Source organism: Sporosarcina soli (assembly GCF_042655805.1).
Lineage (GTDB): Bacteria > Bacillota > Bacilli > Bacillales_A > Planococcaceae > Sporosarcina > Sporosarcina soli.
Map to the genome: position 1 here is coordinate 151,670 of NZ_JBHSNO010000007.1, position 20,296 is coordinate 171,965.

Below are 20,296 nucleotides of genomic sequence, written 5' to 3' on the forward strand. Positions count from 1 at the left end.
TTAAACTCACGCTAAACTTGCTTTACGCTAAAAATGAAGATATGGAAATGGAGATTTGCAGATTAAAAACAGTATAAATTCCAATTTTCAGATAATGTATAGGCATACCTACGAGTCTGTGATACGCTCGAATAAAGGAGGGGATAGGGTTTGATACTGCGAAAAGAGTCGATTCCATATAAATTATTCGGCTTAAAGGCATTGGAGAGAAGATTGCTTTCTAGTTCGGGAAAAAGAGAGTGGATTGTGGAAGAACTACGGGTTGTGCAGGCGGGGGTGAATGGAGAAAGAAAATTGAGATCGATTTTTGAGAAATATACCTTTCCATTTGAGTATTATGTTTTCCATGATCTCCATCTACAGTCAGCAGGAAAATTTCAAATTGATACGTTATTCTTATCTCGGTTTGGAGCAGTTATTCTGGAAATGAAAAACATTGGAGGTCAACTCCATTTTCCGGAAGATCGATTTCAAATCGTTCGCACTTTGGAGGATGGAAAAACCGATTCATTTGAATGTCCATCTGTTCAGCTCGAACGCAATAAGATGCTTTTGGGAGACTGGTTGCATGTTCGTCAGATCTCCATGCCAATTCAGGGTGCCGTTGTATTTGCAAGGCCACAGCAACAATTTGCTAATACACGTAAAGGTTTACGGATTCTGTTTCCATTAGAAGTGCCGGGTTATTTGCGAAGTTTGGAAAACTCTTCGAAATGCATAGATGCGACGGCTTTAAAAGAGACTGTCACTGCACTTTTGGCAGCCAATCGGGCGTATAACCCATTTCCAATCTGCTCTACGTATCAAATAGATCCACGCCATATCGCAACAGGTGTTTTGTGTAAGACTTGTGGTTTATTTGGGATGATCCGTATTTCCCGTGGCTGGGTGTGTGAATCATGCGGACATATTGACCGTCATGCTCATCGCCAAGCAATTGCTGATCGATTCATGTTGCTTGGGGGAGTGTTAACGAATCGGGAGTGCCGTCAATTTCTCCACATTCAAGATTCGGATGTAGCGAAGCGATTGTTGAAAGGCATGCCTATTTCTTATCAAGGGACGAATAAAGGAAGGAAATATTGGATGGAACTAAAGGATATTGAAGAGTGTTTATCGAAATGAGGGATGCTGAAAGTCCCGATTCGCTGATAAATGCTCGTTGAGCGCCGATATCCGATTGGTGAACGCCGATACATGTGCCTCGGGCGCTGATATCCAACACGGAAGCGCTGATAAACTCCATCACCTACGATAAGCCTTTCCTCCCTTTCTCCATTGGAAATGAAACCAAAAATAAGAAGATTTCGTATACATACGAATAGAAATGGGGGTGTTTTCGATGAAAAAAATCATTGCGATCCTGACAATCATGTTGTTTGCGATGTTACCCAATACGATTGCGCACGCGAAATCATTTACGATCGATGAAGTGCAAATCAAAGGGTGGGTTCAACCCAATGGCGATATGTTGGTGAATGAAATTTTCACGTATACATTTGATGGTGCCTTTACACAAGTGACACGTTCATTCCCGGAAAGGCATTTGGGGCAAATCGACGGTTTTGAGGCGCATCTCCTCAATGCGGAAAATCCGGTTGTTGGGGAAATTGAGGATTCGATGTTGACGCGGTTGAATGTGACGACGAGTGGTGAGACACAGAAGGCGGCAATAAGTGCAGAGAATCAAACGATGACCGTTTTTTACTTATATTACATGCGTGGTGCGGTGAAATCATACGATACATATAGCGATCTAGATGTGACATTCTTTGAGAAATATGACAACCACGATACTAATTTGAACAATGTCAGCATTACCTACCTGCTCCCGGGAGATGCCGGGGACCGCAATATTCATGGGTTCATGTATGACAGAATGGGCGGCATTGAAAAAGTCTATACGAACGGCATCATTTTCAGGACACCGACATCCGAAGCGTTTGGATTGACTGCAACTCGAGTCTTTTTCCCGTCTACCATTATGACTGAGCAGCAAAAAGGGGCGGCTCCAATTCCACTTGGCGAGGCGATTGAGCAGGAAGAGAAGCGCTTGGATGCATTTACTGCAAAGTTGGCGCTTCTTCCAACGGCGAAAGAAACGGTAAAGGTGATCGCGTTGGTTTTCTTTTTGCTGGCGGTATTCGTCTGGCTGTTACGCCAACGGTCCCTTCCGTTTTTCGGGAGTGTTCACCACGTTCTGCAAACAGATCCGCTTTATTTATCATTTGTAGATCGCAACGGTGCTCGGCAACCGAAAAACTTGTTGGCAGGCATTTTTTCTATGGTGGAGAAAGGATATGTCGATTTTCAGTTGGAGCCAAGTGCAGCACGATTTAAAAATCAACCCCAAGCACCTGAGAAGACATTCGCTTTTCATTTGAATCAATCGTCGCCATCATTATTGCCTTTTGAAAAGGAACTCGTCACATGGCTTTTTAAGCCCAAATTGACGACCCGTAAATTCCATTTGCACGATATCGCCGGTTCGGCGAAAAATGAGAACACAGGAAAGAAGACTTATGCAAGAAAACAACGCCAATTCGAACGGCAATATGAGGAATGGCATACACAAGTGAAGCAACTGATGACGGAAGCGGGAACTCTTTCGGATAAAGTACCGGGATTCCTCAAGCGAATCGTCTGCCTCGTACTCGCCTCGGCAATCGCCTTTGCATTGTATGCGGATGGGGGCGGCAATTTTGAAGTTGCGTTGCCGTTCATCGTAACGGGTATCATGCTGTACTGGAATTGGCGAAGACCTTATAAATTATGGTTGCCGATTGTTTATTTTATCGTCATGTTCTTTGTCGCGGGGCTAGCAGTGGATCAAGAATTGATAGATACGCTTCTTTGGCTCGTCATCGCCAGTGTAGTACTTTACTTCGTGACGCCGCACTCCATGATTACTTCCCTGAATGCTCTTTACACAAAAATGAGCATCGCAAAATTCAGGGCGCAAATCAGAAGTGGGTTCCCTTCACATTTAACACAAGAAGAGCAGGAACGTTGGCTGACGCGGGCGTATTTATTGAACAAATCGAAGTCGAAGCTTCCTCGCTTGCAAGGTCCATTGCCGACAATGCTGCCAATCGCTGCATTATTTGCGCTGGAAACGGACCCGCTCCATTTTGTCCAATCGACATGGGGACCGACCAAAATCGCCAAGGCATCCTCGGGAGGCGACTCCTATTATTCAGATAGTGGTGGCGGATATGATGGTGGAGGCGGATTCGACGGCGGCGGAGCAGGGGCGGATTGATCGAGAATTTCAAAAAGGACAACACCGATAAATATGGTGTTGTCCTTGTGCCTATCCTCTTATAGCTTTTTTTCTTCTTTCAGCAAATCGCGGATTTCCCTGAGCAGTTCTTCCTTCGTGTCGATTTCGGGCACGACTTCTTCGACCGCTTCTTCTTTCTTTTTGAACTTTGTCAATAAACGAATGGCCATGAAGATTGTGAAGGCGATGATGAGAAAATCAACAACGTTTTGAATGAATACACCATACTTAATTTCTGCATCCATCACTTTAATGCTTAGCTTGGAAAAATCATACCCGCCTAAAAGAAGTCCAACGAGAGGCATAATAATGTTATCGACGAGGGATGAAACGATTTTCCCGAATGCCGCTCCGATTACGACGGCAACAGCCAGGTCCACTACATTGCCTTTGAGCGCAAATTTCTTAAATTCTTTCCACATATCTTACCTTCCTTATCTATCCATATTTTCATTGTGGCTGCAAGGCACCGTTTGATAATACCCTCTTCCCGTCAACGATAAACCTATTTTTGTAGATTCATGCAAATGGTTTTACATCATAAGCGTCTAAAATGTACTTTGGCACGAAGAAGCGAGCTGTCATAAGTGGATCGACGACTTGGCTAATTTGTGTGTCGCCTGCTGCACTCATGAGCATCGTCAGTTCCGCAAGCGTCATATCGGTATGCGGAAGGAGGAAATCAATCGCTTCTTCTACAGCCGTTTTCACCGCTTCGTCGAGTGTCGCTGCGGAAACGATAAAGGCGATCCCTTCTTCATTTACAAGCACGGGATGACGTAGGGAAGTGCCTTTCACAATATCAAGCGTCACGGTTGTTTTGCCGGGAACTTCGATGCCGGACACACCGATCTCACCGTCGCCCATTGCCGCGTGGAAATCGCCAAGTGCAAACAATGCTCCTTCGGTAAATACCGGAAAATAGAGCGTCGCGCCTTCGGTAATCAACTTCGTGTCCATATTGCCACCGTGAGCACCTGGTGTCCCGCAAGACACAGGCTCATCTTCAGGAGCCACCCCAATGACGCCGATCATCGGATTAAGCGGTACCTTCACTTTGTCGTTAAATAAAGCAAAACCGTCTTCAATCGGGATGATTTTTGAAACGAGTTCATCAAGTCGATGTCCCATGACGCCTAGTTCCGGCCCCGTTGCCATTACACCTTGTGAACGGATTTCCAACTTGTCGATGGCCACTTTTAACACATCACCGGGTTGTGCACCATTGACAAAAATCGGTCCAGTGGCCGGGTTGATTCGATCCCAATCAATGCCTGCAATTTTTGTCTCCGCAGATTGTACTTGGTTTTCAAAGCAGTCGTATGTTTCAATTTCAATCGTTGTACCAGGCTCTACATGTTTTACGGGTGCATGATCTTTGCTGAATGCGTAAATGACGTCTTTGCATGTCAATGTTTGTGTCAATGTCGGTTCCCCCTCATTCATTTTGCTAATAGTCTACCAATGAAAACAGCTAGCCGCCAATAACTTGCTAGAGAGCGCCAATAAAGTAAGAATGAAAGGTTCACCATCCCTCCGCATCAGGCGAAAACCAGCGATAAACCTTCAAATCGATCTTTTCATTTTTAAAAAGGATCCCTTCCGCTTCCAGCAATTCGCGCTGATCACCGGCGGTAAACGAAATTTCCCCTTTGGCATTGATGATGCGATGCCAAGGCAACCCATGTTTAGCGCTCATCGAGTGAAGGATTCGTACGACTTGCCTCGCGCCCCGCGGATTTCCGGCCGCGGCCGCAACTTGTCCGTAAGTCATCACATGCCCTGCAGGAATTCCTTGAATAATGCGAATGACCCGTTCGGTGAATACGTTCAAAAGCGTAACCCCCTTGCATGAACTCATTGTATCAAATCATCAATTGTAAAGACCGTTGGACGTCAGTGAGACGTTGAACGGTCTGTTCCTTTCTCGCGTTTGTTCTGAAAATAGGTATCAATGACAATGGCAATGATTACCCAAAAACCGCTTGCTGCATAGCCTCCAACGATATCACTCGGGTAATGGACGCCGAGGTAAATTCGGCTCGTTCCGATCATCAGGATCATGAAGGCGGCGAATAACACAAGAAGAATACGATTCCCGGTCCTTTTTACATGATGCCAGAAGATAAATGCCATGATGCCATAAAGGGCAAGCGCCATCATGGCATGTCCGCTTGGGAAGCTGAACCCGCTTGCATCCGCGATACGGTAGATTTCCGGTCGCTCTCGCTTGAAAACGTGTTTCAGCACACTGTTCAAAATGATGGAACCGGCAACTGTGCCAATCAAAAGCCATGCCTGTTGGCGGTGACGCAGTCCGAAATAGAGGAAGGTAAACATGAGCATAGCAATCGGCGTAACGCCATAACCGGTACCAATCCATGTGAAAATTTTCATAACTGCAGTGAACCACGATGTTTCCCAACCTTGGACAACTTCAATGATGCGTGTATCAAACGGCCCCATCGGCTGATTGCCAATTGAGAAAGCGATAGAACCGAATGTAACGCCAAAAACAATAAGTAAAAGTAATACCGATAGAAGGCGAATTGATCGTCCGCGCATTGCGATTTCCCCTTTCGTTTGGACATTAGTGTATCCGATTTTGGAGATTAAAAATAGAGGGAAAGGAAACTATTTATCGAAGTTAATTTGTAGCAACTTATCTTATGTAAAAAGGATGAACTATGACGCTATTTCTATTATTGGCAGGCGTATATATGCTTGGAAATATATTGACAGCCCCTTTGATCAGTCAGCTGTTTTTCAAAGGGAATATTCGATCGGAAGGAAGCGGGAATCCCGGTGCGCGCAATGCGGGTAGATTGTTTGGCAAGAAGGCATTTGTGGCGACGTTTGTCGGGGATGCCTTGAAAGGGGTAATCGCGGTTGGGGTTGCAAGGTGGCTTGATTTCGGAGCGGCTATTGAACTGCTTGCGTTAGTTGCCGTCATGTTGGGTCATGTGTTTCCTTTGATCTTGAAATTCCGTGGGGGAAAAGGGGTTTCCACATTTATCGGTGGGCTTCTTGTCTTTAATCCTCTACTATTCGCTGTGTTTGTGGGTCTATTTTTGCTCGGTTATCCATTCCTGAAAAGTTTTACACTCGCAGGACTCGGTGCCATTGGCTTCCTACCGTTGATCGTACTTGGCTTTTCCTATGGGATGCCAGCGGTTAGCGTAGCTTGTTTAGTGACTGCATTGCTGTTTGTCGCCCACCGAAAGGACATCAGACAGAAACTTATGCCGGAAAAGAGTTGAGAAAATGACGTACCTGTATAAAATTGCGGACACCTCTGCAGAGTTCGAACAGATCCATGCACTCAATTACCGTACATTTGTGGAGGAAATTCCACAGCATGAACGGAATGACTCCCATAGGCTTGTCGACAAATTCCATGATGAAAATACATATCTCATTTGCAAAAAGGATGACCAGCTCATTGGCATGATCGCCATTCGGAGTAAGCGTCCCTTTTCATTGGACGGAAAAATCGGTTCCGTGGAAAACCAGTTACCGATGCAAGTTGATAATCCGGTGGAAATCAGGCTTTTGGCCATTGAGCCCGACTATCGGAACGGCCGCGCATTCCTCGGGTTGACGCAGGCGTTGGTGCAATATTGTTTAAAAGCGGGATATGATGCGGCACTTATTTCAGGCACAGTTCGGGAGCAAAAGTTGTACCGGCAGCTCGGATTTCAGCCGTTTGCACAACTGACAGGGACAGCTGACGCAGCATTCCAGCCGATGTATTTAACGAAAGCGACGTTCGAAGCGGGCATTGCAGGCCGGATTTCAAAACCGCCTGTCAATTTTCTCCCAGGACCCGCAACAATTGCCGATGAAGTTCGCGAAGCGATGATGGCAACGCCTTTTTCTCATCGTTCGTCCGCATATGCGGGGCTGTTGAAGCGTGTGAAAAATCGTTTGACGGCATTGACGGGGGCGAAAGACGTCCAATTGCTACAAGGGACGGGAACGCTCGCGAATGACGTTGTTGCCGCACAGTTAAGCACTATTGGCGGCAAAGGGCTTATTCTCGTCAATGGCGAGTTCGGTTCAAGGCTCACTGATCACGCCAACCGTTTTGGCATGGCTTTCGATACGATGGAAACGGAATGGGGCGGTACATTTGATGACAAGGAGATCGAAGAAGCATTAAGGTCTGGAAAATACAGCTGGGTATGGACCATTCATTGTGAAACATCGACTGGGGTACTGAACGACTTGGATCTCCTGAAAAAATATTGTTCCCAAGCGGAAACGGTGCTTGCTGTCGATTGTATCAGTACGATCGGGACGGTGCCGGTCGATTTGACTGCGATCGATTATGCTTCAGGCGTGAGCGGCAAGGGCTTATTAAGTTATTCAGGTCTGTCATTTGTCTTTCACAATGGGGAAGTAGCCAAAAACGATGCATTGCCGCGTTACTTGGATTTAGGCACGTATGCGGAAGCGGGCGGAATCCCGTATACTCAATCGTCCAACCTATTGTCCGCCTTGGAGGTGGCGTTACGGAAGTTCGAGCAGTCGGAGGAAGTGTATGCGCACATTGCAAAACGTGCTCTTCGGGTGAGAGCGGTGGCCGAACAGGCGGGCTTCATCATCGTGGCGCCGCATCAAGCGGCATCACCGACGATCAGCACGCTCTGCATGCCAGAAGGCTTTTCAGCTGTGCGTCTAGGGGATTATTTGTTTTTGAACGGATTCAATGTCCATTACGAAAGTGTCTACTTACGCGAACGGAACTGGCTCCAAATCTCCTGCATGAACGACATTGCCGACAAAGAGTTCGAAAGAATGCTACAAGTGTTACGTTCGTTAGCGCCTGCGTGTTTAGCGCAACCTATTTTAGGAAAATAAATAAACGGAGGAGAGGATAATGATGATAGAACTTCGATCTGTGAACGAATGGTACGATGTGTTGGAAAAGTCGAAAGAGGAACCGTTGCTCGTGTTGAAACATAGCACCACTTGCCCGATCAGCGCGGCGGCTTATCAGGCATTCGGCGCGTCGACAGCCGATGTCCCAAAATATTTCTTGAAAGTGCGGGAAAGCCGCCCCATTTCCAATGAAATCGAAGAAAATCTGGGCATACAACACGAATCGCCCCAATTATTTTTATTGAAAGACGGAAAAGCAGTCTGGCAGGCGACACATCACGCAATTCGACAATCGGAAGTCGACAAAGCCGTGGAAGAATTTGTTTGAGTTTTAGGGGAATACTTCGCAAATAGGCATTCCTTCAGCCTGATTGAAAACGCTTGTCAGCCTAGGCGCGAAGTCGAGCGAAACGCGAATAGAACTAAGGTTCATAAGCGGACGAGCGAGTAAGGAAGGCATCCTAAGGACGCCGCGTCCTAAAAGAAAGTGCCTTAATTTCTGCAAAGAGCACAGAAATACGGCAAATCGAACCCTCTGCTGTTCGATTGGCAACGGATGCATGACCTACTTCCTGTAGGCCTCAACAACGGATGCGAGCGTTTGTCAACAGGCTGAAAGCAGGTACTCCGTTTCGATGGAGTACCTGCTTTTTTAGAGTACTTGAAGTTCTCTCGGGAAGGAAGAAAGTACTTCCACTTTCCCTTCTTCATTAATATAAACAGTGTCTTCAATGCGCACGCCGCCATGTCCGGGGATATAAATGCCCGGCTCTATTGTGAAGACAAGTCCCGCTTCGGCAATTTGCTCATTGTTTTGATGGACGGAAGGCTCTTCATGCACTTCAATTCCTAATCCATGTCCTACGCGGTTATTGAAATACTCACCATAGCCGTTGTCACTAATGACATTGCGGGCAGCGATATCGAATGTTTTCAATGGTACGCCGGCTTGTACAGCGTTGATGCCCGCTTGGTTGGACTTGCGGACGATATCGTAAATCTTCTTCTGCTCGTCCGAAGCTTCCCCGACGATGAATGTCCGTGTCGTATCAGAACAATAGCCATCTTTCACAACCCCGAAGTCGATCAAGAGGTAATCACCTTTTTGAATTTTACGTTCGCCAGGCGACCCGTGTGGCAATGCCGCTTTTTCTCCGGTCAAGACGATTGTGGAGAAGGAAGGTGCGTCCGCGCCGAACTTCCGCATCAAGAATTCCAATTCGGCCGTCAATTCCGCTTCGGTCATGCCGATCTCCACTTTTTTAATTCCTTCCGCCAACACCTTTTCAATGATTTCAATCGCTTTTCGTAGGTGAGCGATCTCTTCTTTGGATTTTTTCATGCGTTGTGTGTTGATGAAGGGTTGGACATCGACGACTTCAACTTGCGGGAAAAATGTAAGCAAGCTGTTGTATCGGTAATAACTGAGCACTTTCGCTTCGATGCCGACCGATTTAGCTATGCTGTCGATCGTATTTTTGACGACTTCGAAAGGCTCTTCCTGATCCGAGATGGGAATGATCTTTGCGATATCGGAATCTTGAATGGCCGCGTCTTTATCCAATGCGGGAACGAAGAGAACCGTCTCATCAGCATTTGTATCGATAACGAGCGCCATGAAGCGTTCATGGGGATCAGAATTGAAACCCGTGTAATAGTAGACATTCGCCGGTGAACTGATCATCGCCGTGCCGATGTCGTTGTTTGTCAGATAAGCCTTTAACTGCGCCCGTCTTTCTTCATAAATGGAACTCAAATGGATCCCTCCATAATTTTAGTATGCAAGCATTATGTCATATCTTTCCCGTGTGTGAAAGGAAGCTACCTCTTTGTGAATTAATTCACAAGAAGTGACAGTTGTCATACGCGTCATCATGACATTTATGTCTTCTGCAAAGTTAGAAATTTCTTTAAGATGAATCTAACGAATAAAAGAACATGAGATTGAGGGAGGATAACATGAGTAAAGAAAAAACAAAGCAGTTGCATAAAGATGTTGCCCCATTTGCGAAGTCCGACCGGAAGAAAAGTATCATGCAACTTGTTAATACAATACCCCCGTTTTTCATTTTATGGTTTTTGGCTTATCAAAGTTTGTCCGTGTCCATTTGGTTGACACTTCCGATAGCAGTCGTCGCAGCAGGGTTTGTTGTTCGGATGTTTATCATTTTCCACGATTGTACGCACGGTTCGTTTTTCAAAAATAAGAAGGCGAATGACATTTTTGGAACGATCACAGGTGTTTTGACATTGTTTGCTTATGAAAAATGGAAACGCGAGCATTCGATTCACCATGCAACAAGCTCGAACCTCGATAAACGCGGTGTGGGCGACATTTGGGTGATGACGATCGATGAATATGTCGAAGCGTCCAAATGGCAACGTTTAGCTTACCGTCTATACCGTAATCCGCTCATCATGTTCGGTTTGGGCCCTCTTTACTTGGTCCTCATCTCAAGTCGATTTAACCGGAAAGATGCACGGAAGAAAGAGCGGTACAATACGTATTTGACGAATGTCTTGCTCGTAGTCCTCTATACGGGGATGATATTGCTCGTCGGCTGGCAAGCATTCCTGATCGTCCAAGGGTCTATCATGTTCGTTGCAGGCGCACTCGGGATTTGGTTGTTCTACATTCAGCATACCTTTGAAGATTCGTACTTTGAAGAGGAATCGGAGTGGGATTATGTTAAAGCGGCAGTCGACGGCAGTTCGTATTACAAGTTGCCGAAAGTATTGCAGTGGGTGACGGGTAATATCGGTTTCCACCATGTCCACCACTTGGCGCCGCGTGTGCCAAACTATAACTTGGAAATGGCTCATGAATCGACGCCACCTCTTCATCAGGCAACGACGATTACGATTAAAACAAGCTTGTCATCGATTCGCTTTCGTTTGTATGATCCGAAACATAAAACATTCGTGACGTTCAAAGAAGTGAAAAACTTATTGAAATCGGCACGTCCATCCATTGACCTTAAACCGAAACGCACAAGTTTTGAAGGAAAATAAATACAGAGGAAATGGCGTGGGTGCCTGGCACTCGCGTCATTTTTTGCTACAATGGAAATAACAGACAGGACGGTGAATGCACGACATGCATAGTTGGTATAGTATTTTTCCGAAAAATCCATGGCTTAGCATTTATGCATGGGTGATCTTTTGTTTATTGCCTTTCTTTTTCTTCTTCCGTTCTTCTTCGCCGCTTGAAATTGCTGTCGGCATTTCATTATTGCTCTTGTTTTTCCTGTCCTACCGTTTTTCATTCAAATCGAAAAGCGGACTTGTCTATATGTGGCTCAGTTTTGAAATTGTCATCAATATTGGGATGACATTGTTATTCGGGTACGTCTATTTGTCGATTTTTACGGCTTTCTTTATCGGAAACATTCGTAATCCGGTCGGTTTTTTCATCATGTATGGGCTACATATTGCATTTACGGTCGGTGCCATTGTCGGCGGCTTTTTCATTGAAATCGAATTGTTTCTTCCGCAAGTCCATTTCATTTTAGTCACGGTTATTGGGACGGTGCTGTTGCCGTTCAATTTGTATAACCGCAACAAGCGTGAAAACTTGGAAGGGCAGTTGGAGCATGCGAAGGAACGGATTTCGGAACTGATCATTGTGGAGGAAAGACAACGGATTGCCCGTGATCTCCATGATACGCTTGGTCAGAAATTGTCCATGATCGGTTTAAAAAGTGATTTAGCGAGTAAATTGGTCAAGCGGGATCCTGAAACGGCTATCAAAGAGTTGCAAGATATCCGTCAAACGGCAAGGACGGCTTTGAAGGAAGTGCGTGAACTGGTGGCGGATATGCGCGCTGTCAGGCTTGAGGATGAATTGGTGCGGATTCGGCAAATGCTGAAGGCAGCTGAAATGGATTTCACGATGGAGGGCGACCCTCAATTCACCAATATCCCGACCATTGTTGAAAACGTGCTAAGCATGTGCTTAAAAGAGGCGGTCACAAATGTGGTGAAGCATAGTTACGGAACGGCTTGCCATGTTTCGTTCGAACAACTGCCAAACGAATTTGTCATTACGGTTGAGGATAACGGAATCGGGATTACGCGGGGCGGAGAGACCTCGCCGGGAAGCGGTTTGAAAGGGATGCGGGAGCGGTTGGAATTCGTGAATGGAAATCTTACTGTAGAAGGTGGGGACGGGACGAAGTTGACCGTTCGTGTGCCTGCCGTTCTAACACATATAATGGAGTGATGGACATGATACGCATTGTCATAGCGGAAGATCAGGGCATGCTGCTCGGGGCACTCGGTTCGTTGTTGAACTTGGAAGAGGATATGGAAGTCGTCGGCAAGGCGAAAAACGGAGAGGAAGCTGTGGCGTTGGTGAAAGAGCACCAGCCTGATATTTGCATCATGGACATTGAAATGCCGGTCATGACAGGGCTGGATGCGGCGGAAGCATTGCAGGCCAGCGATTGTAAAATCATTATCCTGACGACATTTGCGCGGTCCGGTTATTTTGACCGTGCCCGGAAAGCGGGCGTGCGCGGGTATTTATTGAAAGATAGCCCGATTGAAGAATTGGTTAGTTCCATCCGGACGATTATGGACGGCAGGCGGATTTACGCGCCTGAACTCGTCGATATCGCGTATGGCGAAGATGACGAGACGGAAAATCCATTGACGGAGCGGGAAAGCCAAGTGCTCGGGCTGATAGCGGAAGGGAAGACGACGAAAGAGATTGCAGGCGAACTCTTTTTGACGCCGGGCACGGTGCGCAATTATATTTCTACGATTCTTGATAAGCTTGGTGTCGGCAATCGGATTGAAGCGATTTCGAGGTTTAAGGAGAAGGGCTGGTTTAAATAGGATTGGGGATGCCGACAGAAATGTCGGTTTTTTTGTGTGGTTGGAAAGTCCTGATTCGCTGATAAGTTGCATGCGAGCGCCGATATAAGGTCAATCACCGCCGATAAACGACTGGGAAGCGCTGATATCCGGTGTATGACCGCCGATAAAACAGTCTATCTCCCTATTCCTTGTATGGTATGCTTTATATAAATACTGAAAATTCATACGGATGAATTGGGTTGAATAGCATTGATTATGCAAAGGAAGTGGGCGCGAACGACGGCCTGACGAAGTAACGAGACGAGTTTTATTTACTAAAAGATACGACCTATATGGATGAAAAATTCGAGAATAAAAGGGGATTGGTCGCATGAAAGGGGAATGGATTGATATTTCACAACCGCTTTATAATGGCATTGCGGAATGGCCCGGAGACTCGCCATTTTCGTATGAAGTGGCGTTTTCAAAAGCGGAAACGGGCTCGGTTAATATCGGCAAGCTGACGACGAGTACGCATATGGGGACACATATTGACGCGCCGTTTCATTTTGACGATCAAGGGAAGCGAGTGCTTGATTTGCCGATTGACGTCTATATTGGACGCGCGCGTGTCATTGACGTGACAGGCGTTGAACGGATTGGGCGTGCGGAATTAGAAGGTATCGATTTCGGTGGGGCGGAACGTATTTTATTGAAAACTGGAAGGCACTCGGATACGGATGTGTTTCCGACCAGCTTCGCTGTACTGGGGGCAGATCTCGGTCCTTTATTAAAGGAGAGGGGGGTTCGGCTCATTGGCGTTGATACGCCGTCTGTCGATCCAGAGACGAGCAAATTGCTGGAAGCGCATCATGCACTCCATGACAATGATGTACTGATTTTGGAAAACATCGTGCTAACCGAAGTGGAACCCGGCGATTACGAGCTCATTGCCTTACCGCTCCCTCTCGTGGAAGGGGATGGCAGTCCTGTACGCGCGGTATTGCGGAGGTGGGAGGATGACTGAGAAAGGGATTCACACGGATTTTCGGGACAATATGACGTATGGGGAATATTTGCATCTCGATCAATTGTTATCGAGCCAGCAACGCTTGTCCGGACATCATGACGAAATGCTATTCATCATCATCCACCAAGTGAGCGAATTATGGATGAAACTGATTTTGCATGAGCTGCATACGGCAATTGATTTGATTGAAAAAGATGAACTGCCGGAAGCGTTCAAAATGTTGGCACGCGTCTCGAGAACGCAGTCGCAGATTATCCAAGCATGGGATGTGCTGGCAACCTTGACGCCTGCCGAATATATGGAATTCCGTGGGAAGCTGGGCAGGGCATCCGGATTCCAGTCCTATCAAAATCGCCTCATCGAGTTTGCACTCGGTTACAAACAGCCCCATATTTTAAAGATTTACGAGAAAGACGCAGCCCTTGCCGCTGAGCTTCAAGCCGCCTATCGGGCACCGGGCATCTATGATGTTGCCATCCAAGCATTAGCAAGAGCGGGCTTTCCGATCAACCCCGATTTGCTAATGCGCGATTTTTCCATCACATATAAAGGGGATCAGACGGTGGCGGATGCTTGGCTTGTCGTCTATCGCAACGTTGACGATCACTGGGATTTGTATCAGCTTGCCGAGAAATTGGTCGATATCGAAGACAGCCATCAGCAGTGGCGATTCCGCCATATGAAAACCGTGGAGCGCATCATCGGCTTCAAGCAGGGGACCGGGGGCTCGTCCGGTGTGAACTATTTGAAATCCGTGCTCGACCACCGTTTTTTTCCTGAGTTATGGGATGTGCGGACGGCATTATGAAAAGGACGCTGGAGAAATGAGAGACTGGATAAAATGGCTCCTCGTCGTCATATTGGTCGTTTCGGCATGTTCATTATTAAAAGTGTATACAGTCGGTTATGTGGCAGAAGCGCATCTTGCCCGTGCCATGCCGCTTGCAGTCGTCACGGGGCTAAGTGCCATTGCTTTGGCGATCCATTCTAAAAGATGAACCATAACAGAGGACACCTGTAAACTTCTTACAGGTGTCCTCTTCGATAGAGTTCTTGAATTATCCCCGCAACTAACCATTTTTTGTGCGGACGTAAATCGCGGACGCTATGTGATGCCAAAAGCAGTCAGTCCATTCCGCAAAGGCGGGTGTGCCGGCAATGAACCCGTCGATGTGATTGCCCATCGACAGTAGGAACGCCTCCTCGAACCGCTGTGGTTCATTGACCCAACAAGATTGTCGATCCTATGCAAAATCGGACCGCCAAGTACTGCGGGCAATATTATTTTCATCACCACCGTCTTTGAATCATTACTGTATACTATTCGCATAAAACGATTATGGTGTGTGCGGATGGAGGTTGGCATCTGCCCGGGTTCATTTGAACAGCGTTTGGTATTTGTGGAGAAAACTTAAGAAATTCTTCAGAAACACACTACGAGATTCTTCATGATTATCACGCATAATAAGCATTAATGACTAAAAAGGCGTGAGAACTATGAAGAAATTGATCTTTCTACTATTTATCATCGTGCTCGGTTTCACTTTCGTCCTGAAAGAAAAGGATTGGAAGACGGAAGCGATTGATCCACATGTCAATGCTAAAGCAGTGCTGCTGATCGAAGCTGAAACAGGCAACGTGCTCTATGAGAAAAATAGTAAAGAATCGTTACCCATCGCAAGCATGTCCAAACTGATGACGCAGTACCTTGTATTAAACGCTATCCAAAACGGAACAATGTCGTGGGAAAGTACGTATGAGCCGAGTGATGAGGTGCAGCAACTAATAGGTAAAGCGGCCGCAACGAAACTCGGTATGACAACAGGAAATACCTATTCAGTCCAAGAATTATTCGCCGCCATGACCGTCAACTCAGCAAATGATGCCGCAATGGCGCTTGCGGAAATGGTGAGCGGAACGGAAGAGGCATTTGCAAATTTGATGAATGAACAAGCTAGGGAATTCAAGTTAAAAGAGACGACATTCTACAATGCAAGCGGGCTTGATGGTGAATACATCGGAAAAGGAAAAGAACAAACGAATCGTGCCTCAGCACGGGACGTTGCGACGATTGCCCAAAAATTATTGGAAGATCATCCAGAAGTACTGGATTTCACAAGGTTGACAGACTTTACAACAGGGGATGGTGTGCGGGTATGGAGTACCAACCTGATGTTGCCGGGTATGCCGCAAGCTTTCCCGGGAATCGATGGACTAAAGACTGGCTTTACAGAGGAAGCAGGAGCCTGTTTTGTGAGCACAGGTATCTTTGAGGGGAAACGGATTATCACAGTCGTGATGGATGTCGAAGCGAACGGGACGGATACCGTCAACCCACGATTTGAACTAACCCGCGAATTGATTGAACGTGTTGTATTACACTAACAGCAACAAAATTCGGCATGTTATACTACTTGTACAACATTCTGAAAAAGAGGGATTTATCATGAATATAAATGAAGTGAATAAATGGAAAGCGGAACTGCCGCTTATCGGACCAATGATGGAACGTGAAGAAGTCCTTTGGCTGAATCCGCAGGTAGAATCAACAGCAACAGCTCTTCCCAAAACAAGCGTCACCGCAAAGGATGTGCAGGATGCGTCTGACCGGCTCAAACGGTTTGCCCCTTACATCGCGCATGTTTTCCCGGAAACGACAGCATCGAATGGCATTATCGAGTCGCCAATTACAGCGATCCCACAAATGAAAGCCGCCTTGGCGAATGAATATGGAGTAGAAGTTCTAGGGGAACTGCTATTGAAAGAAGACAATGCTTTGCCGATTTCAGGCTCCATCAAAGCACGCGGTGGCATTTATGAAGTGCTGAAGCATGCGGAAACGCTTGCGCTGGAACATGGCTTGATCACGGCAGAAGAAGACTATGCCAAGTTTGCACAACCGGAATTCAGTAATTTATTTGCCGAACATAAAATTGCAGTCGGTTCGACGGGGAACTTAGGCCTCAGTATCGGCATCATGAGTGCGAAACTTGGATTCGATGTCACCGTACATATGTCAGCAGATGCCAAACAGTGGAAGAAGGACATGCTGCGGGAAAAAGGCGTGACGGTTGTCGAATATGCCGATGATTACAGTAAAGCGGTGGAAGAGGGGCGCCGCCAAGCAGACGCGGATCCGCTGTGCCACTTTATCGATGATGAAAATTCACTTGACCTCTTTTTAGGATATGCGGTGGCTGGGGAACGAGTTGCTGCGCAATTGAAAGAGCGAGGCACACTCGTCGATGCCGATCATCCGCTATTCGTTTACTTGCCATGCGGTGTCGGCGGAGGACCGGGAGGCGTTGCGTTCGGCTTGAAACTGGCTTTTGGTGACCACGTCCGTTGCTTTTTTGCAGAGCCGACACATTCCCCATGCATGCTGCTCGGCATGATGACGGGCTTACATGACCAACTTTCCGTCCAAGATTTCGGTTTGGACAACAAGACCGCAGCAGACGGTTTGGCTGTCGGAACAGCTTCTGGCTTCGTAGGAAAGACAATGGAACCGTTCATGACCGGCTGTTATACCATTGGGGATGAAACGATGTTCAAACTTCTGAAACTGATCACAGATACGGAAGGAATCCGACTGGAACCGTCCGCACTTGCCGGAATGACAGGCCCCGTGAATGTTATTCGTGAGAACGTCGAGTATGCGGATTCCGCAAACGCGACTCATCTTGTCTGGTCAACAGGCGGCAGCATGGTACCTGAAGAGGAAATGGCTACTTATTATGCAAAAGGTGCTGGGCAATAATAAACAAGGAAAACCTCGTAGAGAGATGCGGGGTTTCTTTAGTGTGAGGGAAGTCCTGAGTTGCAATCAAATGGTGAGTGAATGCAATCAAACAAGGCATAAGTGCAACCAATTGCTTAATGAATGGCACCAAATACTGCAATTTGGTGCCATCAGGTTCAAAGTGGGAATATTCCGGGAAATAATACGATTATTTCCCGGGAAATCGACAAAAGGCGGGAAATAATGTGCGAAGAGTGGGAAATTTCATTGAAATTGTGTTTTTTTGTTGATGTGAGAGAACGTTATGAAGTAAGAGTGAACCGTTGTTTGCATGAGTAAAACATGGTTTTATTTCCCCAGTGCGTTATGAACTTACTAGGCATTCCACGTGAAAAAGCCGCCCACAGTGGACGGCATTCATCTCATCTCCTTATGCATAAACGGACATTTTCCTACAATCGGTTTTGCATCATCTCCGATGAAAAACTGTTTCCACTCATTATGAGTAGGATCGCCAAAATGGCTGATATCGGGATGTTTCGGCAACTGGTCCCAGACGGCAACGCGTTCGCGGACTTTTTCACGCGACATGATACCGCCTTTTTCAGTCCCTTTTAGCCCTTCAAATATTCGACGTGGTTGAAAGCCGAGCACCATCGCCTTTCCCAAGTCTCTCGTTTTCCGTTGCTTATAAGCCGGTGCATTGCCAAAAACGAAAATGGGCTCCCCGTGAAAATGGAAATCCCATAGATAATGATCGGGGTCTCTTGGACTTTTCAAAGGCCACTCCACTTCATCTACTTGATGCAAATACTGAAGAATTTCCCAAAATTGCTGTCGATATTCCTCCAAAGAACCTTCCACTTCAAACGGTTCCACAAAGACAAAGAGCCCGTGACGTTTATGGGCAGGATTATCGAATAAGGCTAAAAAAGACTTCAACGCCTTCGGTAAGTTTGACCAATCATCCTGTGTCACATAACCATAGCGCAATTCACCTTTCAATTGACCTCCCATTCCGAAATAACACGGAAATGTTTTATTCGTCACTGTCTCATGAAATGTTTGGTATGCATCCAATAACCAATCCGGTAAATCTTTACGCTGTGCAAAATCCTCTTTTGTCAATAAAGCCTCACCTGTTTGAATCATCGTTTTGCCTCCTAAACTTTTGTACTTCCATTCCCTTTTAGAGAGAGGTGAAACAGTATAGTTTGAGATGATAAAAATTGAATGTTTACATCAATTGAAACAGGGGATTATAAAGAAGATATCAACTTGATTCAGCAAATCTTTTTGTACTGAAAGCGAAGCGTCAGCTACAAAAGTCCCCACTTCCATAAGTGGCGGGATGAATGCCAGAATGCATTTCAATCAGAGGGAGTCCAAACTCCCCGCTGATTCAAGTTGAGCCTCCGGCGGATGTCACAGATTTTGAAAGGAGTTAATTGCGCTTGTCTAAGTGCCTTAATTTCTGCAAAAAAACGCAGAAATACGGCAAATCGAACCCTTCGCTGTTCGATTCGCAACTCAAAATCTGGACGCAATTACGCCGAGGCGTAATTGATAAAATGGAGGTTGAAAGATGGATTTCCCTATGAAAGAAACAGCAATCACCCAATGCGATACAGAATATGATACGCTGCGCCGTGTCATCCTATGCCCGCCGAAGTTCATGGCGATTGAAGAAGTGATCAATGATGTGCAGAAAAAGTATGAAGATGAAAATATAAATGTGGAACTGGCGATGAAACAGCATGAAGAATTTGAAAGAACGTTGAAAGAACACGACGTCGAAGTGATCAAGTTGCCGGCATCCGAGCAGTTTCCAGAGCAAGTTTTCACCCGCGATATCGGTTTCACGGTCGGGGATGAACTTTTTGTTTCCGAAATGGCGAGCGAGATTCGTCAAGGGGAGGAAGAGGTACTGGAAGACTGGTTGGAAGAAGAGGATATCCCGTTTCAAACGACAACGGATCGGGTAGAAGGAGGCGATGTCATCGTCGACCGCCAGACCGTCTATGTTGGCATTAGCAGTCGGACTTCGGAAGCGGCGGTCCGTCAATTGAAACGCGATCTACCTGATTATGAAATTGTCCAAGTCCCTTTCGATGAAAAATATTTGCACCTGGACTGCGTATTCAATATTCTTTCGCCGGAAGTCGGGCTGATTTTCCCGAAAGCGCTAGATCCAAAAACGATTGACATGCTTGCAGATCGAAAATATAAATTGATCGAAGTGTCCGAAGAAGAACAGTTTACTATGGGCACAAATGTCTTATCGATCGGTGACAAAAAAGTGTTCAGTTTACCTCAAAACAAAAACGTCAATGCAGCAATGCGCGCTCACGGATTCGAAGTGATCGAAGTCGATTTTTCCGAAATTATTAAATCGGGCGGATCCTTTAGATGTTGTTCGATGCCGGTCGTTCGGGAATAGAGCGGATCGAAACCTCACGATACAGTGGGGTTTTTTCGAGTTGAAAAAGATCATTGGCTTTGAGCCGGTCATAATGTTTTCCAAGCCAGTCATAAATTGAAAAAGCACCCCTCAAGG

At 46.3% G+C, this 20,296-nt stretch carries 20 protein-coding genes; 14 read left to right on the top strand and 6 right to left on the bottom strand.

The annotated features are described in order from the left end of the window. Positions 1–150 precede the first annotated feature (150 nt). Positions 151–1,125 (top strand): nuclease-related domain-containing protein, encoded by a 975-nt coding sequence (locus ACFPRA_RS14410; RefSeq protein ID WP_381435995.1) that lies wholly within the window; start codon positions 151–153, stop codon positions 1,123–1,125. A gap of 217 nt (positions 1,126–1,342) precedes the next feature. Next, the gene (locus ACFPRA_RS14415; protein WP_381435998.1) at positions 1,343–3,262 is read left to right on the top strand and encodes a DUF2207 domain-containing protein; all 1,920 of its coding nucleotides are present in this window, start codon (positions 1,343–1,345) and stop codon (positions 3,260–3,262) included. Positions 3,263–3,321: 59 nt separating this feature from the next. On the opposite strand, the gene mscL is transcribed toward ACFPRA_RS14415, so the two are convergent. The 4 genes from mscL to ACFPRA_RS14435 form a co-directional block, all read right to left on the bottom strand. Continuing rightward, positions 3,322–3,705, bottom strand: coding sequence for a large conductance mechanosensitive channel protein MscL (gene mscL / locus ACFPRA_RS14420; RefSeq protein ID WP_381436001.1), 384 nt, complete (start codon positions 3,703–3,705; stop codon positions 3,322–3,324). A gap of 97 nt (positions 3,706–3,802) precedes the next feature. Continuing rightward, the gene (locus ACFPRA_RS14425) at positions 3,803–4,708 is read right to left on the bottom strand and encodes an acetamidase/formamidase family protein (protein WP_381436004.1); all 906 of its coding nucleotides are present in this window, start codon (positions 4,706–4,708) and stop codon (positions 3,803–3,805) included. 100 nt (positions 4,709–4,808) lie between these two features. Continuing rightward, positions 4,809–5,144 carry an MGMT family protein gene (locus ACFPRA_RS14430; RefSeq protein ID WP_381436007.1) on the bottom strand — a complete coding sequence of 112 codons (336 nt, stop codon included), beginning with the start codon at positions 5,142–5,144 and terminating at the stop codon, positions 4,809–4,811. 35 nt (positions 5,145–5,179) lie between these two features. Beyond that, the gene (locus ACFPRA_RS14435; RefSeq protein WP_381436010.1) at positions 5,180–5,848 is read right to left on the bottom strand and encodes a phosphatase PAP2 family protein; all 669 of its coding nucleotides are present in this window, start codon (positions 5,846–5,848) and stop codon (positions 5,180–5,182) included. Between the two features lie 122 nt (positions 5,849–5,970). Here ACFPRA_RS14435 and ACFPRA_RS14440 point away from each other — a divergent pair, with 122 nt between their 5' ends. Genes ACFPRA_RS14440 through ytxJ form a run of 3 tightly spaced genes read left to right on the top strand, consistent with a single transcriptional unit; the run spans position 5,971 to position 8,495 of the window. Next, a complete protein-coding gene (locus ACFPRA_RS14440; RefSeq protein ID WP_381436013.1) occupies positions 5,971–6,543 on the top strand; it encodes a glycerol-3-phosphate acyltransferase in 573 nt (190 codons plus the stop codon). 4 nt (positions 6,544–6,547) lie between these two features. Then, a complete protein-coding gene (locus ACFPRA_RS14445) occupies positions 6,548–8,146 on the top strand; it encodes an aminotransferase class V-fold PLP-dependent enzyme (RefSeq protein ID WP_381436016.1) in 1,599 nt (532 codons plus the stop codon). 22 nt (positions 8,147–8,168) lie between these two features. Further along, a complete protein-coding gene (gene ytxJ, locus ACFPRA_RS14450; RefSeq protein WP_381436019.1) occupies positions 8,169–8,495 on the top strand; it encodes a bacillithiol system redox-active protein YtxJ in 327 nt (108 codons plus the stop codon). A gap of 324 nt (positions 8,496–8,819) precedes the next feature. Here ytxJ and ACFPRA_RS14455 read toward each other — a convergent pair whose 3' ends face one another. Beyond that, the gene (locus ACFPRA_RS14455) at positions 8,820–9,923 is read right to left on the bottom strand and encodes a M24 family metallopeptidase (protein ID WP_381436022.1); all 1,104 of its coding nucleotides are present in this window, start codon (positions 9,921–9,923) and stop codon (positions 8,820–8,822) included. Between the two features lie 203 nt (positions 9,924–10,126). On the opposite strand from ACFPRA_RS14455, the gene desA reads away from it, so the two are divergent. The 8 genes from desA to ACFPRA_RS14495 all read left to right on the top strand — a co-directional run bounded on the left by desA (position 10,127) and on the right by ACFPRA_RS14495 (position 17,757). Next, positions 10,127–11,179: a Delta(5) desaturase DesA gene (gene desA / locus ACFPRA_RS14460; RefSeq protein ID WP_381436025.1), complete on the top strand. Its 1,053-nt coding sequence runs from the start codon at positions 10,127–10,129 to the stop codon at positions 11,177–11,179. Positions 11,180–11,264: 85 nt separating this feature from the next. Next, on the top strand, positions 11,265–12,389 hold the full coding sequence (locus ACFPRA_RS14465) for a sensor histidine kinase (protein WP_381436029.1): 1,125 nt from the start codon (positions 11,265–11,267) through the stop codon (positions 12,387–12,389). 5 nt (positions 12,390–12,394) lie between these two features. Next, positions 12,395–13,006: a response regulator gene (locus ACFPRA_RS14470; RefSeq protein WP_381436032.1), complete on the top strand. Its 612-nt coding sequence runs from the start codon at positions 12,395–12,397 to the stop codon at positions 13,004–13,006. A 352-nt stretch (positions 13,007–13,358) separates the two neighbouring features. After that, positions 13,359–13,994: an arylformamidase gene (kynB, locus tag ACFPRA_RS14475; RefSeq protein WP_381436035.1), complete on the top strand. Its 636-nt coding sequence runs from the start codon at positions 13,359–13,361 to the stop codon at positions 13,992–13,994. Next, positions 13,987–14,805 carry a tryptophan 2,3-dioxygenase gene (gene kynA, locus ACFPRA_RS14480; protein ID WP_381436038.1) on the top strand — a complete coding sequence of 273 codons (819 nt, stop codon included), beginning with the start codon at positions 13,987–13,989 and terminating at the stop codon, positions 14,803–14,805. Before kynB ends, kynA begins: the two co-directional genes overlap by 8 nt. A gap of 16 nt (positions 14,806–14,821) precedes the next feature. After that, positions 14,822–14,995 carry a hypothetical protein gene (locus ACFPRA_RS14485; protein ID WP_381436041.1) on the top strand — a complete coding sequence of 58 codons (174 nt, stop codon included), beginning with the start codon at positions 14,822–14,824 and terminating at the stop codon, positions 14,993–14,995. 499 nt (positions 14,996–15,494) lie between these two features. Beyond that, on the top strand, positions 15,495–16,382 hold the full coding sequence (locus ACFPRA_RS14490) for a D-alanyl-D-alanine carboxypeptidase family protein (protein WP_381436043.1): 888 nt from the start codon (positions 15,495–15,497) through the stop codon (positions 16,380–16,382). 67 nt (positions 16,383–16,449) lie between these two features. After that, the gene (locus tag ACFPRA_RS14495) at positions 16,450–17,757 is read left to right on the top strand and encodes a D-serine ammonia-lyase (protein WP_381436452.1); all 1,308 of its coding nucleotides are present in this window, start codon (positions 16,450–16,452) and stop codon (positions 17,755–17,757) included. 399 nt (positions 17,758–18,156) lie between these two features. Here the strand turns inward: ACFPRA_RS14495 and ACFPRA_RS14500 are convergent, their stop codons facing one another. Further along, the gene (locus tag ACFPRA_RS14500) at positions 18,157–18,891 is read right to left on the bottom strand and encodes a YqcI/YcgG family protein (RefSeq protein WP_381436046.1); all 735 of its coding nucleotides are present in this window, start codon (positions 18,889–18,891) and stop codon (positions 18,157–18,159) included. 433 nt (positions 18,892–19,324) lie between these two features. Between ACFPRA_RS14500 and ACFPRA_RS14505 the strand changes: the two genes are divergently transcribed. Beyond that, positions 19,325–20,179, top strand: coding sequence for a dimethylarginine dimethylaminohydrolase family protein (locus tag ACFPRA_RS14505; protein WP_381436049.1), 855 nt, complete (start codon positions 19,325–19,327; stop codon positions 20,177–20,179). Positions 20,180–20,296 lie beyond the last annotated feature (117 nt).

What these genes read in the sequence shown, in the direction of transcription:
- ACFPRA_RS14485 (WP_381436041.1), top strand. Translation starts at nt 14,822, where the DNA reads ATGAGAGACTGGATAAAATGGCTCCTCGTCGTCATATTGGTCGTTTCG.
- ACFPRA_RS14440 (WP_381436013.1), top strand. Translation starts at nt 5,971, where the DNA reads ATGACGCTATTTCTATTATTGGCAGGCGTATATATGCTTGGAAATATA.
- ACFPRA_RS14500 (WP_381436046.1), bottom strand. Translation starts at nt 18,891, where the DNA reads ATGATTCAAACAGGTGAGGCTTTATTGACAAAAGAGGATTTTGCACAG.
- mscL (WP_381436001.1), bottom strand. Translation starts at nt 3,705, where the DNA reads ATGTGGAAAGAATTTAAGAAATTTGCGCTCAAAGGCAATGTAGTGGAC.
- desA (WP_381436025.1), top strand. Translation starts at nt 10,127, where the DNA reads ATGAGTAAAGAAAAAACAAAGCAGTTGCATAAAGATGTTGCCCCATTT.
- ACFPRA_RS14445 (WP_381436016.1), top strand. Translation starts at nt 6,548, where the DNA reads ATGACGTACCTGTATAAAATTGCGGACACCTCTGCAGAGTTCGAACAG.
- kynB (WP_381436035.1), top strand. Translation starts at nt 13,359, where the DNA reads ATGAAAGGGGAATGGATTGATATTTCACAACCGCTTTATAATGGCATT.
- ACFPRA_RS14415 (WP_381435998.1), top strand. Translation starts at nt 1,343, where the DNA reads ATGAAAAAAATCATTGCGATCCTGACAATCATGTTGTTTGCGATGTTA.
- ACFPRA_RS14505 (WP_381436049.1), top strand. Translation starts at nt 19,325, where the DNA reads ATGGATTTCCCTATGAAAGAAACAGCAATCACCCAATGCGATACAGAA.
- ACFPRA_RS14435 (WP_381436010.1), bottom strand. Translation starts at nt 5,848, where the DNA reads ATGCGCGGACGATCAATTCGCCTTCTATCGGTATTACTTTTACTTATT.
- ytxJ (WP_381436019.1), top strand. Translation starts at nt 8,169, where the DNA reads ATGATAGAACTTCGATCTGTGAACGAATGGTACGATGTGTTGGAAAAG.
- ACFPRA_RS14490 (WP_381436043.1), top strand. Translation starts at nt 15,495, where the DNA reads ATGAAGAAATTGATCTTTCTACTATTTATCATCGTGCTCGGTTTCACT.
- ACFPRA_RS14470 (WP_381436032.1), top strand. Translation starts at nt 12,395, where the DNA reads ATGATACGCATTGTCATAGCGGAAGATCAGGGCATGCTGCTCGGGGCA.
- kynA (WP_381436038.1), top strand. Translation starts at nt 13,987, where the DNA reads ATGACTGAGAAAGGGATTCACACGGATTTTCGGGACAATATGACGTAT.
- ACFPRA_RS14465 (WP_381436029.1), top strand. Translation starts at nt 11,265, where the DNA reads ATGCATAGTTGGTATAGTATTTTTCCGAAAAATCCATGGCTTAGCATT.
- ACFPRA_RS14430 (WP_381436007.1), bottom strand. Translation starts at nt 5,144, where the DNA reads ATGAGTTCATGCAAGGGGGTTACGCTTTTGAACGTATTCACCGAACGG.